12 protein-coding genes are annotated in these 13,051 nt (G+C 59.4%); 3 read left to right on the forward strand and 9 right to left on the reverse strand.

Going from position 1 to position 13,051, the window contains the following annotated elements:
- Position 1: 1 nt before the first annotated feature.
- Complete coding sequence (locus MPRO_RS06210; RefSeq protein ID WP_067288932.1) at positions 2 to 889, reverse strand: carbohydrate ABC transporter permease; 888 nt, start codon at positions 887 to 889, stop codon at positions 2 to 4.
- Positions 890 to 956: 67 nt separating this feature from the next.
- Complete coding sequence (locus MPRO_RS06215) at positions 957 to 2,201, reverse strand: ABC transporter substrate-binding protein (RefSeq protein ID WP_067288936.1); 1,245 nt, start codon at positions 2,199 to 2,201, stop codon at positions 957 to 959.
- 186 nt (positions 2,202 to 2,387) lie between these two features.
- Between MPRO_RS06215 and MPRO_RS06220 the strand changes: the two genes are divergently transcribed.
- Genes MPRO_RS06220 through MPRO_RS06230 form a run of 3 tightly spaced genes read left to right on the forward strand, consistent with a single transcriptional unit; the run spans position 2,388 to position 5,316 of the window.
- Positions 2,388 to 3,176 (forward strand): IclR family transcriptional regulator, encoded by a 789-nt coding sequence (locus tag MPRO_RS06220; protein ID WP_067288939.1) that lies wholly within the window; start codon positions 2,388 to 2,390, stop codon positions 3,174 to 3,176.
- A gap of 18 nt (positions 3,177 to 3,194) precedes the next feature.
- Positions 3,195 to 4,256 carry an ABC transporter ATP-binding protein gene (locus tag MPRO_RS06225; RefSeq protein WP_067288943.1) on the forward strand — a complete coding sequence of 354 codons (1,062 nt, stop codon included), beginning with the start codon at positions 3,195 to 3,197 and terminating at the stop codon, positions 4,254 to 4,256.
- A gap of 46 nt (positions 4,257 to 4,302) precedes the next feature.
- On the forward strand, positions 4,303 to 5,316 hold the full coding sequence (locus MPRO_RS06230; protein ID WP_067289419.1) for an aldose epimerase family protein: 1,014 nt from the start codon (positions 4,303 to 4,305) through the stop codon (positions 5,314 to 5,316).
- A gap of 41 nt (positions 5,317 to 5,357) precedes the next feature.
- Here the strand turns inward: MPRO_RS06230 and MPRO_RS06235 are convergent, their stop codons facing one another.
- The 7 genes from MPRO_RS06235 to MPRO_RS06265 form a co-directional block, all read right to left on the reverse strand.
- On the reverse strand, positions 5,358 to 6,323 hold the full coding sequence (locus tag MPRO_RS06235) for a D-2-hydroxyacid dehydrogenase (protein ID WP_067288947.1): 966 nt from the start codon (positions 6,321 to 6,323) through the stop codon (positions 5,358 to 5,360).
- Between the two features lie 23 nt (positions 6,324 to 6,346).
- Positions 6,347 to 8,326, reverse strand: coding sequence for a transketolase (tkt, locus tag MPRO_RS06240; protein WP_067288951.1), 1,980 nt, complete (start codon positions 8,324 to 8,326; stop codon positions 6,347 to 6,349).
- Between the two features lie 111 nt (positions 8,327 to 8,437).
- Complete coding sequence (locus MPRO_RS06245) at positions 8,438 to 9,316, reverse strand: NAD(P)-dependent oxidoreductase (RefSeq protein WP_067288955.1); 879 nt, start codon at positions 9,314 to 9,316, stop codon at positions 8,438 to 8,440.
- A 54-nt stretch (positions 9,317 to 9,370) separates the two neighbouring features.
- Positions 9,371 to 10,630 carry a TRAP transporter large permease gene (locus MPRO_RS06250; protein ID WP_067288957.1) on the reverse strand — a complete coding sequence of 420 codons (1,260 nt, stop codon included), beginning with the start codon at positions 10,628 to 10,630 and terminating at the stop codon, positions 9,371 to 9,373.
- Positions 10,627 to 11,190: a TRAP transporter small permease gene (locus MPRO_RS06255; RefSeq protein ID WP_216821252.1), complete on the reverse strand. Its 564-nt coding sequence runs from the start codon at positions 11,188 to 11,190 to the stop codon at positions 10,627 to 10,629. Before MPRO_RS06255 ends, MPRO_RS06250 begins: the two co-directional genes overlap by 4 nt.
- Positions 11,187 to 12,158: a TRAP transporter substrate-binding protein gene (locus MPRO_RS06260; protein WP_067288958.1), complete on the reverse strand. Its 972-nt coding sequence runs from the start codon at positions 12,156 to 12,158 to the stop codon at positions 11,187 to 11,189. Before MPRO_RS06260 ends, MPRO_RS06255 begins: the two co-directional genes overlap by 4 nt.
- A gap of 96 nt (positions 12,159 to 12,254) precedes the next feature.
- On the reverse strand, positions 12,255 to 13,019 hold the full coding sequence (locus MPRO_RS06265) for an SDR family NAD(P)-dependent oxidoreductase (protein WP_067288960.1): 765 nt from the start codon (positions 13,017 to 13,019) through the stop codon (positions 12,255 to 12,257).
- Between the last annotated feature and the right edge of the window lie 32 nt (positions 13,020 to 13,051).

Here is a 13,051-nt window from a genome sequence, read left to right on the forward strand (position 1 = left end):
CTCAGCGTCCTCTCTCGTCGCGGTACATTTTGTAAAGGAACCCGGTGATGTAGACCATCATGATGGCGAACAGCACCACGGCAATAGCCGCGCCGTAGCCCATGCGGAAACCGTATTCGGAGAACGCCTGCTCATACATGTAAAACGCCAGCACCCGACTCGATCCCCAGGGGCCGCCGTCGGTCATGATCGAGATCAAATCGAAGCTGCGCAGCGCACCTATCACGGTCACGACTATGGCAATAAAGGTGGCGGGTTTGAGCTGCGGCAGTATCACGTACCACAGCATGCGCCAGCCCTTGGCGTTATCCAGCCGGGCCGCCTCGATCTGCTCCGGGTCCACGGCGTTAAGGCCGGTCAGGTACAGAATCATGCAGTAAGCGGTCTGCGGCCATAGCCCAGCGACTATGATGCCGTAGGTCACGAAACGCTCGTCAGCCAGTACAGCAATGGAATCAAAGCCCAGCGCGTTGATCAGAATATTCAGCAGGCCGTAATTGGGGTCGTAGAACCAGGCAAATACCAGACCCACCACCACCTGAGAAATTACAAAGGGGAAGAAAAACAACGACTTGTAGATACGAATGCCGCGCACTGTCTGATTCAGAAACAATGCCACGAAGAGCCCGGCCGGAATGGCGAGCATATAGAGCACCAGCCAGATAAGGTTATTCTTCAGCGATGTGTAGAACGCCTCGTCATCCATCAGCTCAACATAGTTGGACATGCCAACGAATTCTTTCTCCCCCAGGCCATCCCAGGCATAGAAAGAGACATTCAGGGACTGAAAGATCGGGATGATGACGTACATCAGAAACATCAGGATGCCCGGCAGCAAAAATAGCCAGGGCGCCAGCTTGAGCTGATTGGCTTTCCAGTAAGCACGCATGGTGAAGGACCCTCGAAGTGCGTAGGTGCCCCGACTGCAGAACGCAGCCGGGGCCTTGTATCAGTGACTACTTGTAAATGCGCAGACGAGCCTTCTCGAGACGTTTCAAAATGGTATCCAGACGTTCTGGTTTCACCATGAATTCCTGGAAGCCTTCCATACCGGCTTTCGCCATCTCGGCGGGAGCATCACGGTCAAAGAACTGCGCCAGGCCTTCGGCGTTGGACAGTAGCTCGAAGCCCTGCTGCAGGAAGACATCGTCACCGGCGGTAGAGTCGGCGTTAATCGGCAGCTGACCGAGGGTCTTGTTCATTTCAGTCTGAACATCGGCGCGGGCCAGGTAGGCGAGGAATTTCTTGGCATCTTCCTTGTTCTTGGCATTGGCCGGTATATGCAGGGTATCGGTCGGTGCATCTTCTGCGCGCGGGATTCCCGGGGTGATTTCAGGGAACGGGAAGAAGCCCAGCTGATCATCGCCAAGGCCTGCCTCACGCAGCGGTGCCACGGCAAAGTTGCCCATGACATACATGGCCGCTTCGCCCTGTACCATCGGCGCCAGCGCTTCCTGCCAGCTGTAGGCCGCGTGGTTCTTGATAAAGAATCCGGCGTCGATCAGTTCCTTCCAGTGATTCATGGTGTTGAGCACACGCTCGTCCGTCCAGGAGATTTCGCCCTTGGTCAGCGCCATATGGAAGTCGTAGCCGTTGGTGCGCAGGTTCAGATAATCGAAGACACCAGCGGCAGTCCAGAGGTACTTGGTACCTATGGTAATGGGCGTGATGCCCGCGGCGGTCAACGTGGCGCCTGCGGCCTTGAATTCAGCCCAGGTGGTGGGCACTTCGATGCCGTTTTGGGCAAACAGATCCTTGCGGTAATAAATACCCCATTGATAGTAGGTATAGGGAATGCCCCACTTCTTGCCATCGATGGTCATGGAAGCTGCAGCGGACTTGAGAGACTTGTTCAGGCCATTGGCGTCCCAGACATCATCCACCGGTTCAAAGAGCCCAGCATTAACATAGGGCAGCATGCGGTTGCCGGCATACCAGCTCGCCAGATCAGGCGCGTCGGCGGTAAGGAAGTTGCGGATAGAGGTCTTGTAGCCCTCATGGTCAAACAGATTGAGAGTAACTTTTACGTCCGGGTTTTCAGCCTCAAAGCCTTTCACCAGGGTTTCAAACGCCTCCTTGGGCGCCGGGTCCGAGGTATCGGTGTTAATCACAAGTTCGCCGGCAAAGGCGGTAGAACCAAACAGGGCGCTCGCCAGTGCTACTGCCAGTCCGTGTTTGAACACTTTGTTTTTGTTATTCATAGGTTACTCTCTTTTGCTGGGTCAATTTACTGACCGGACGCTCGGCGCCGGTCACTCTTGAACGAGCCACTAACTGGTTCCATTTATTGAAACCTCGTCTCAACTATTGAAAATATGCTTGATTAGGCCTACTCTTGTCAACAGTTTCAACGCAGGTTGGCATGGCAGAGCGCCGGAGAAATACCGATGACAACAAAGAAAAACAGCGATGGAACCGTAGGCAAAGCATTGAATTTGCTGGATGAAGTGGCGGCAAAAGGTCGCCCGGTACGCTTTAGCGAACTGCTTGCCGAAAGCGAACATCCCAAGGCCACGCTTTACCGCCTGCTGCAAACACTGACCAGCCAGGGCATGCTCAGCTACGACCCCGACAGGCAACTCTACAGCCTGGGTGTGCGGCTGGTGAAACTGGCTCACGCCGCCTGGCAGCAGTCGTCCCTGGCGCCCATTGCGCGTCCGTTTCTGGATGAACTGTCGAACAAGCTGGGCGAAACCGTGCATCTGGCGCAGCTGGATCATGGCCAGGTGCTCTACGTGGACAAACGCAATCCGGCCAAGCCGCTGATGATGTTTTCCGATGCCGGCAAAATAGGCCCGGGTTATTGCACCGGTGTTGGCAAGGCCATGCTGGCCTTTCTCGACGACGCCACACGCGAACAATGTATCAAGCAGCAGGCCTATCACCGCTATACGGCCCACACACTGACATCGGCCGAAGCGCTGCGCACTGAACTGGACAACATCCGTACCCAGGGCATTGCCTTCGACCGTGAAGAGCATGAGCCTAATATCATCTGCATTGCAGCACCTATTTTGTCCGGCACCGGGAGGGTGCTGGGCGGGATGTCAATAACCACATCCACACAGCGTTACTCATTGGAAACACTGGAAAAATTCAAACCGGATCTTCTCGAGACCGCCCGTAGAATCGGCCTTCAGGCCGAAGCATGGCGGTTCCCCGAAACAACCCAATAAGAAATATCGGGAGTTATCATGTCAGGCGTATCGCTAAAAAATATAGTCAAGAAATACGACGCCGTGGAAGTCATCCACAACATCGACCTGGATATCAAGGAAGGTGAGTTCTGCGTCTTCGTCGGCCCGTCAGGCTGTGGCAAGTCCACGCTACTGCGCATGATTGCAGGTCTGGAAGAGACCACCAGCGGTCAGATGAGCATCGGCGGGCGCGATGTCACCAAGGCGGACCCGGCCGAACGCGGCATCGCCATGGTGTTTCAGACCTATGCGCTTTATCCGCACATGACGGTCGAAGAGAACATGGGCTTTGGCCTGAAAATGAACAAGGTTCCCAAGGACGTCATCGCCCAGAAAGTCGGGGAAGCCTCCCGTATTCTCAAGCTCGACGACTATCTCAAGCGCAAGCCCAAGGCTCTTTCCGGTGGCCAGCGTCAGCGTGTTGCCATTGGTCGTGCCATAGTGCGTGGCCCCGAAGTTTTCCTGTTCGACGAACCGCTGTCGAACCTCGATGCCGAACTGCGCGTTGAAATGCGTGTTGAAATAGCACGGCTGCACAACGAAATCGGCGCCACCATGATCTACGTCACCCATGATCAGGTCGAAGCCATGACCCTGGCCGACAAGATAGTAGTGCTGCGCGCAGGCAACATAGAGCAGGTCGGTTCACCGCTGCACCTGTACGATGACCCGGACAACAAGTTTGTCGCAGGCTTTATCGGCTCCCCCGGCATGAACTTCCTCGAAGGCGTGGTACAGGGGCAGGGCGTGCGCGTACCCGCCCTGGCTGATCGCATTATCGAAACCGCTGTTGGACTGCCAGCCCAGGGCACGGCCGTGACTGTGGGCGTGCGGCCGCAGACCATGATGCTGGAGTCCGGCACAGGCCCGCTGAAAATAGATATCGCCGAAGAGCTGGGTGGAGTGTCCTATATCTACCTGAACGCCCCGACCGGCGAGCGCCTTGTAGTCGAGGCCAGAGGCAAGTCCATGGCCCGTAGCGGCTCCAGCGCCAACGTCCAGTTCGCGCCAGAAGATGCCTTGTTCTTTGACGCCAAGAGTGAAAAGCGCCTGCGCTAAACCGCGCCAGGCTCACTACAGCGGCAACAAAATAGGGGCGCAGGCCGTGGCGCAGACAGAAGTTTTCGGATATCTGAACAACGGCATACCGGTGCAGCGTCTCTGGCTGCGCCGGGGCAAGCTGCGCGCCGCAATTCTGACCTACGGTGCCACCTTGCAGGATCTGCGGCTGGAGGGCGTTGAGCACCCACTGGTGCTGGGCGCCACAGAGCTTGAGCCCTACCTGGACGACATGAGTTACTTCGGTGCCAATGTCGGCCGGGTCGCCAACCGCCTTGCAGGCGGGCACGCCCGCATTGGTGGTATCGACTGTACCCTGCATATGCCTGGAGCAGACAAGCACCTGCTGCACGGTGGCAAAGACGGCCTGCATGCCCAGCTGTGGCGCATCATTCAGGCGGACGACGGCCACATCACTCTGGGTATTAAGCTGGCCGATGGTCATATGGGCTTTCCCGGCAATCTGGATATACGCCTGACCTATCGCATTATTGCCCCGGCAACACTGCAGCTGGAAATTGAAGCGCGCACCGATGCCGCCACCCTGTGCAATATCGCCCACCACAGCTATTTCAACCTCGATGGCAGCCCCGACATACTGGATCACCAGCTGCTGATCGACGCCGAACACTATCTGCCGGTGGACAGCGAACAGATTCCCAGCGGCGAGATCGCCCCCGTACAGGGCAGCCGATTCGATTTTCGCTCCCCGCGACCGCTACGCAACGTCGAGCCCCATTTAGGTTATGACCACAATTTCTGCCTGTCCCGCACAGTGCAGCCACTGCGCCCGGTCGCCAGCCTGTACAGCCCCAAGTCCGGCATCCGGTTGCGCCTGGATACAACAGAACCCGGCCTGCAAATCTACGATGGCAGCCATATCAATGCACCAGCACTGCACAGCATCAGCCAGACAGCCTACGGCCCCCACGCAGGCCTGGCACTGGAAGCCCAGCGCTGGCCCGATGCGCCCCATCATCCGGCCTTCCCATCCATTGCCCTGACGCCTGACGAGGTTTACCGGCAAAGCACTGCCTGGCATTTCGAAGGACCGGCCTGAAACCCGGCACGTCTGCAGGTCCCAGGCCATAAACGCCCTGGTTAGTAGGCGCCTTCCACCAGGTTAGTTGGCGTACCTTTGACGAATTGCTCGATATTGTCCATCAGCTGATCGGCGAGAGCCTGCTGGGCCTCGTCGGACGCCCAGGCGATATGGGGTGTGAGGATCACATTCCCACGGGTCGCAACACGCATCAGTGGACTCTCGGCAGACGGCGGTTCCTCCAGGGTGACATCGAATCCCGCACCGCTGATCAGTCCCTCATCCAGCGCACGGACGAGGTCTTCCTCCACCACCAGCCCTCCACGGGCGGTGTTGATAATCAGCGGACGACGTTGCATGGCACGAAACTCCGGCAGGGCAATCATGCCGCGGGTTTGTGGCGTCAGCGGGCTGTGCAGGGTGATGATATCGCTTGTTGCCAGTACCTCGTCCCAGGGCGTGTACAACCGGCCAAAGCCGCTGCTGCCCTTGTGTGCCGCAAACAGCGGCACCATGCCGAAGACGCGCGCAATGTCGGCGACGCGCTGACCGAGCACGCCCTCGCCGAGGATCCCCAGCCGCGCCCCGGCCAGATCGTGGACCGCGTGATTAAAGAAGCAGAACTGACCCGATTTCTGCCATTCGCCTGCGATAACATCCTCGCGGTACGCCACTATATTGCGACGCAACGCCAGCATCAGCGCGAAGACATGCTCCGGCACTGTGTTCACCGCGTAGCCTCGGATATTCACGACGGCGATGCCGCGACGCTGGCAATAAGCCTTGTCGACACAGTCGGTGCCGGTCGCGGCAACCGCGATCAGACGCAGGCCTGGCAGCTGTTCCAGCTCCGCAGCCCCCAGTCGAACCTTGTTGGTGATCGCAATCGTTGCGCCCGCCAGGCGCTCAACCACCTCCTCGGGGCGGCTGCGGTCGTACTCGATCAGTTCGTGCTCGAAAGCGGGCCGGCGCAGGCCGACCTGCGGCGCTATGGTCGAACGGTCCAGAAAAATGATTCTGTGCATGGGAATTCGTCTCCGCGCTAAGTTCAGAGGTGGCGTTTGGCCGCCGCGACTATGGCCGCAGGGGTGATACCAAAGTGTTCAAACAACTGCTCCGCCGGGCCGGACAAGCCAAAACCCGCCATACCGACAAAGTCACCTCGGCTCCCCAGATACTGATCCCAGCCGAAGCGTACCGCCGCCTCAATGCCGATGCGCACCGTACCCGACCCCAGCACTGCGTCACGGTAGGCCTGGCTCTGGGCGTCAAAGAGTTCCCAGCAGGGCATCGATACGACGGCGGTCGGCACACCCTGGGCCTGCAGTTGCGCCCGCGCCTCAACCGCAAGCGCGACCTCGGAGCCGGTCGCCAGCAGGGTAACGACCCGCAGGCCGCCTTCGGCTTCGGTGAGCACGTAGGCACCACGGCGCACCCGGTTTTCGGCAACATGGGAGTGGCGTACCCGTGGCAGCGCCTGGCGGGCAAACACCAGGCTGCACGGGCCGCTACGATGTTCCAGCGCGACCTCCCAGCACTCAGCGGCTTCAACCGCATCGGCAGGGCGCATCAGCAGCATATTGGGCATCGCCCGCAACGAGGCCAGAATCTCGACAGGCTGGTGCGTGGGGCCATTTGTTCCAACACCGATGGAGTCGTGGCTGAAGACAAATTTCACCGGCAACGCCATCAGCGCGGCCATGCGCATCGCCGGGCGCTCGTACTCGGAGAACGCCAGATAGGTCACTGCAAGCGGAATAACACCGCCATGCGCCGCCAGGCCGTTAGCCATAGCCCCCATCAGATGCTCCCGTACGCCACAGTGAACATAGGCCCCCCCGCGGTTATCGGCCGTAAAAGCCGCCAGACTGCGCTTATGAGAGGTCGGTGCCTCGAGGTCCGCACAGCCGACGATACGCTCGGGCAGAATTGTCGCGAGCAAGTCATTGATCTCGGCGGATGCATGAATCCCAGGCTTAGCCTCGGTCTCGTTCACAGCACGGCTTTTATAGGCCTGCAGCAGCTCACGCCAACCCTGGAGGAGCTCACCCGCCTGAATGCGCTCGAACTCGGCTCGTTCAGCTGCGGGCAGCGCGGCAAGTCGGGCTTGCCAGGCAGCGTGTTCGCGCACAGAGCCTTGACCCGCATCGCGCCAGGCGGTCAGAGTTTCGTCTGGTACGACAAAGGGCGCATGGGGCCAATCGAGCAGCTCCCGCGCGGCATCGGCATCCTCAGCGTAAAGCCTGGCGCTGTGCCCCCCGCGCTGCCCCTGCACCCGCGCCAGACCAGATCCAATTACGGTTCGGCAGGCGATCAGCGACGGGCGAGGATCCTTCTTCGCCAATGCGATGGCCGCCACCACTGCCTCTATATCATGGCCGTCAACCTCGATAACGTGCCAGCGGGCCACGCGAAAGCGCTCGGCAACGTCCTCGCTCATCGACAATTCAGTACTGCCATCGTCGGTAATGCGGTTGTCATCCCAACACAGTATCAATTTGCCCAGCTGCAGATGCCCGGCCAGCGAAATCATCTCCTGGCCAATACCCTCCTGCAGACAGCCGTCGCCGACAAAGGCGTAGGTATGGTGATCGACCAGCCCGATTCCGAACTTCGCACTCAGGTTCGCCTCGGCGACGGCCATGCCAAAGGCATTGGCAATACCCTGACCCAGCGGGCCTGTGGTGACCTCGATACCAGCGGCCGGATCGATCTCTGGATGTCCGGCGCATAGCGAACCCAGCTGGCGAAAGCGCTTGATTTCATCAAGGCTGAGGTCGGCGTAGCCGCTTAGGTAGAGCAACGTATACAGCAGCATTGAACCGTGCCCGTTCGACAGCACAAAACGGTCCCGGTCGGCCCAGGTCGGGTCCGCCGGGTTGTACTTCAGGTGCTGCGTAAAAAGCGCTGTGGCAATTTCAGCCATGCCCAGGGGCACGCCCTGATGTCCTTCTCCCGCCTGCACTATGGCGTCGATGGAAAGAAAGCGAATCGCGTGGGCCAGAGGCTGCAGGTTTTCCGGCGTCATGACAAAGACCTCCCGGACGACTTCCGCTGGGAAGGCGTCGATACTAGTGATGTTCAGGTATTTCCAAATGTTATGGCTGCGCTGCACAGGCCAAAGTCCGCGAGCGGCGGGCTAACGCACCCCGTTCAGGGCGTAGTAGCTGCGGATGACCTGGCTGTCATCGGCACGGCCATCACCACGCCCGGAGGTAGCAAGAAAGAGCTGATGCGCCGCAGCGGCAAGCGGCAGAGCAGCCCTGGTCTCGCTCCCGGCCTCCAGCACTATCCCTAGGTCCTTGACGAAGATGTCCACCGCACTGGTAACCTCAGGATCTGGCTGCAGCATGCGCGGCCCACGATCCTTCAGCATCCAGCTCGATGCCGCCGAGCCGCCCATGATTTCCAGCAATACCTTCAGATCCACACCGACCTTGGCCGCCAGGGCAAAGGCCTCGGCCACAGCTGCGATATGCACGCCGCAGAGCAACTGGTTGACCGTTTTCACCATGGCGCCCTGACCCGGCCGCTCCCCGACATGAAACAGCCGCTGCCCCATGGTCTGGAAAAGCGGCTGCATCTCATCAAAGGTGGCGCGCTCCGCGGCGGCCATAATGGTCAAAGACCCCGCCACAGCACCGGCAACACCGCCGGAGACAGGCGCGTCGACAAATCGATGGCCCGCAGCGACCACCTGGTCCGCAATGCGCTCCACCGCCCCGGGAGGGCAAGTGGCCATCAGGCAAACAATCGCACCCGCGTTCAACTCCGCCAGAGCCCCGTCGGCGATCAGCACCTGCTCGGCCTGGGCGGCATTGACCACCATCAAAATCAGGATATCGACAGCCCGCATTGCCCCAACGCCGGGGTCCGCAGACTCGCCGCCGGCCGCACTGAGCGCGCCTAGTGCCTGGGGGTTCAGATCAATACCCCGCACGCGAAAGCCGCTGGCGAGCAGGTTTTTGGCCATGGGCAGGCCCATCGCGCCGAGTCCGGCGAATGCAATCGTCTTCATGGTTTAACCTTTTCGAGAACGAAGTCCCCGCGAACACGGGGACTTTTCGTGATGTTAGTAGAGAGTGAACGCTGGCACGAAGGAAATCAGCCCCAGAACCGTGATGGCCATCAGATAGAAGGGCCAAAGTTCGCGGGTAATTTTCCCCACAGGCTCGCCGGAGATGGCCGCAGAAATAAACAGCGTCGTACCGACGGGCGGCGTGAAGAGCCCAATGCTGAGATTGACCGCCATCATGATGCCGAGCTGAATCAGATCCAGGCCAATGGCATTGCCGATCGCCACAAAGGTCGGCCCCAACAGCAGTATCGCGGCCGGAAGGTCAAGGAACATGCCGATCATCAGCATGATCAAGTTCATCATCAGAATGATCATCACCGGCGACTCGAGCGTATACAGAGCCCACTCAGCGACAGCGGTCGGTATGGCTTCCACCGTGAGGACATAGCCCACTAGGTTGGAGGCAGCGATCACCAGCATGACCACCCCGGTGGTCACCGCGGTATGAATCAGGGCGTCATACAGGCGGCGTACTGTGAGGTCACGGTACAGCAGCGCACTGACCATCAGACCATAGGACACCGCTAGCACACTGACTTCGGTCGGCGTTGCGATGCCCGCCCGCAGCAGCACAACGATAAAGGCCGGCATGGCCAGTGCCGGAGCCGCATTGAGAGTGGCCCGCAGAATGTCGCGCAGAGTAACTTCTGCGGTCAGGCGTTTGAAACCGCGCAGACGCCCCGAGAGGTAGCAGATGAGCATGAAGCCGGAGCACAGCAGCAACCCCGGCAGGATGCCCGCAAGGAAGAGCGCCGCGATCGACTGGTTGGAAATTGTCGCGAATATAATCAGCGGGATCGACGGCGGAATAAGCCCGGCAATGACCGAAGACGACGCTGTCGCCGAAGCTGCGAACGCCGCCGGATAGCCTTCGCGTTTTTGCCAGGGAATCAGCATGGAGCCCAGCGCCGAGGCCTCGGCTACCGCCGACCCAGACACGCCGCCGAAGATGGTAGAGCCAACCACAGTAACCTGACCCAGACCGCCGTGAAAACGGCCGACCAGGGTGGTGGCGAAGTGGATCAGTCGCTTTCCAAGGGTGCCTCCCATCATCAGGCTGCCGGAAAGCATAAAGAACGGAATCGCCAGTAGCGGAAAACTCTGGGTTGGCTGAAAGATCTTCACAACGGCAATGACGCTCGGCATTCCCCCCAGGGTAATCGCCGCCAGCCCTGCACTGATAACCAGCGCATAGCCAACCGGTACCGCCAGTACCAGCAGAGCACCAAACACCAGGATCATTAAAAGAGTCATACATCCTCCTCAATATGGTGTCTGCGCACGGCGAGTGGATCACCTGCCTGCAGCAGACGCACGAAGGTGGTCAGCGCGGTTATCCCCAGTCCGGTAAAGCCCACTATCAGGGCCAGATAGGCCCAGCGCGCAGTAATCCCGGTCACCGGGTATACCTCGGAGCCGGTAATCGCAACCACATCGAGGCCGACCCAGGCGAGGTAGAAGAAGGTCACCAGTACCAGAACCTGCTGAGCGAGTAAAAGCACCCGATTGCCGGTTCGGCCCAGCAGGGCATTGAGCGCCGTGACGGCGATGTGCTGACCACGCTGGGCCGCCAGCACCACGCCGCTCATGACCAGCCAGGGGAACAGGAGATTGGGCATTTCTGTGGGCCAGCCCATACCCTGGTTGGTGACGTAGCGGACGATCACCTCTGCCATCAGGGAAACGAACATGATGACGAGGGACGAGATCGCGATCACCGAACTGGTGACCACGATCACATCATCGACCCACTTCACCACCAGAGCTGTGACGCCAATTCTGGCCACAGGAATGGGTGAGTGGGTCGTCATCATTGCTTGCCAGCCTCCGCAACAATCAGTGCCACCAGATCAGGGTATTGCTCAGACCACTTGTCGTAGACCGATTTGGTCTTCTGTATGAAGGGCGCCTGGTTCACTTCGTTGATCACCACTCCGGCATCGGTCAACTTCGTGCGCAAATCGGCGTCCGCGGCCAGCGACATTTCGCGGTTTAGCGTGCCGGCTTCGACTGCAGCCTCGCGCACGGCTTGCTGATCCCCCTTGGACATCTGGTCCCAGATCATCTTGCTGGCCAGCAGTGGCGTGGTTTCGTACTTGTGCCCTGTCAGCGAGATGTACTTTTGCACCTCATGCAGCTTGGACGAATAGATATTCATCAATGGGTTCTCCTGGCCATCAAAGACACCCTGCTGCAGGGCGATATAAAGCTCGGAGAACGCCAGCGGCGCCGGATTGGCACCCAGGGAATTGAAGATATCGAGGGTTACGGGGTCGGGCGGCGTACGCAGCTTGATACCGGCCAGATCTTCCGGCGTGCTGATCGGCCGGGTGTTGTTGCTGACGTGACGGATGCCGTTGTCCCACAGCGCCAGCAAAACCAATCCCTTGCCATTGGCCAGTTCATCGAGCTTGTCACCAACCGGGCCATCAACCACCTGGTAGGCGTGCTCCAGGTTGCGGAACAGGAAGGGCAGGCCCAGCGCTGCAAACTCCGGCACCACACCAGAGGTAGTGCCCTGGGAGTTGGCGCTAAAAGCCATGGTTCCCAGGCGCATATTGGTGAGTGACTCGGCGTCGTCGCCGTACTGGGCACTACCCCCGACTTCGACCTTGATCCGGCCTTCAGTCTTTGCATCCACCAGTTCGGCAAACCTCAGCGAGGCTTCCGCCTTGGGATTACCGGGCGCCGCGTTATGCGACAGGCGCAGTACCTGCTCCGCCCAGAGGGGCGATGCCGTCAGAGCCAAAGTTGCTGCAATTGCAATCAGTGATTTTTTCATGAGTATTTCCTTGTTTTTCTTTTAATGGACTCAGGGTGTCATATTGACACTGTTAAAACTTGAATTGGCAGTTCAAATAAAACAGCCGATCAAGCATCAGCCGTGGATAAGCATGCCTCCATTGACGTCGATAACCGCACCGGTGATGTAGGACGACAGTTCAGACGACAGAAATAGATAGGTTCCGGCGACATCATCCGCGCTACCCATGCGATTCAGTGGAATGCCGGCGATAATTTCAGCCATCTTGTCGTCGGCGATCTTGCCGGCATTGATATCCGTCTGAATCAGACCCGGCGTGACGCAATTCACACGGATTCCACTGGGACCGAATTCCCGCGCCATTGCTTTTGCCAAACCCAGCACACCGGCCTTGGCCGCCGAGTAATGCGGCCCGCCGAGGATGCCGCCGCCGCGCTGAGCCGACACCGAAGACATGCAGGTGATCGCCCCCGACTGCTGGTGCTTCATCTGCGGTATCACTGCCTGAGACAGGTACAGCACGCCACGCAGGTTGACGTCCAGCACGCGATCCCAGCTTGCCGCATCAATTTCCAGCGTCTTCACCGGCTGTGTGATACCGGCGTTATTGATCAGAATGTCGATCCGGCCGAACTCGGCCACGGCGCGCTCGGCGGCCTGTTCGCAGGCAGCCTTGTCGGTTACGTTGCAGCCGTAGCCACGATGCTCAGGGCCAAGGGTAGCCGCGGCCTGGGCCGCAGCCGACTCATCGAGGTCCAGAATCACGACTCTGGCGCCATGACGGGCAAACAGCTGTGCCGTGGCTATCCCGATACCCCGCGCCGAGGCGGCGCCGGAGATCAGTGCGACCTTGCCCTGCAGTAGAAGCGAATGGTTCATATTGTCGTCCTGTTATTGTTGTCTTCAGTGTG

This window comes from Marinobacterium profundum, assembly GCF_001528745.1.
GTDB classification, from domain to species: Bacteria; Pseudomonadota; Gammaproteobacteria; order Pseudomonadales; family Balneatricaceae; genus Marinobacterium_A; species Marinobacterium_A profundum.

What these genes read in the sequence shown, in the direction of transcription:
- MPRO_RS06245 (WP_067288955.1), bottom strand. Translation starts at nt 9,316, where the DNA reads ATGAAGACGATTGCATTCGCCGGACTCGGCGCGATGGGCCTGCCCATG.
- MPRO_RS06265 (WP_067288960.1), bottom strand. Translation starts at nt 13,019, where the DNA reads ATGAACCATTCGCTTCTACTGCAGGGCAAGGTCGCACTGATCTCCGGC.
- MPRO_RS06235 (WP_067288947.1), bottom strand. Translation starts at nt 6,323, where the DNA reads ATGCACAGAATCATTTTTCTGGACCGTTCGACCATAGCGCCGCAGGTC.
- MPRO_RS06250 (WP_067288957.1), bottom strand. Translation starts at nt 10,630, where the DNA reads ATGACTCTTTTAATGATCCTGGTGTTTGGTGCTCTGCTGGTACTGGCG.
- MPRO_RS06215 (WP_067288936.1), bottom strand. Translation starts at nt 2,201, where the DNA reads ATGAATAACAAAAACAAAGTGTTCAAACACGGACTGGCAGTAGCACTG.
- MPRO_RS06225 (WP_067288943.1), top strand. Translation starts at nt 3,195, where the DNA reads ATGTCAGGCGTATCGCTAAAAAATATAGTCAAGAAATACGACGCCGTG.
- MPRO_RS06255 (WP_216821252.1), bottom strand. Translation starts at nt 11,190, where the DNA reads ATGATGACGACCCACTCACCCATTCCTGTGGCCAGAATTGGCGTCACA.
- tkt (WP_067288951.1), bottom strand. Translation starts at nt 8,326, where the DNA reads ATGACGCCGGAAAACCTGCAGCCTCTGGCCCACGCGATTCGCTTTCTT.
- MPRO_RS06260 (WP_067288958.1), bottom strand. Translation starts at nt 12,158, where the DNA reads ATGAAAAAATCACTGATTGCAATTGCAGCAACTTTGGCTCTGACGGCA.
- MPRO_RS06220 (WP_067288939.1), top strand. Translation starts at nt 2,388, where the DNA reads ATGACAACAAAGAAAAACAGCGATGGAACCGTAGGCAAAGCATTGAAT.
- MPRO_RS06210 (WP_067288932.1), bottom strand. Translation starts at nt 889, where the DNA reads ATGCGTGCTTACTGGAAAGCCAATCAGCTCAAGCTGGCGCCCTGGCTA.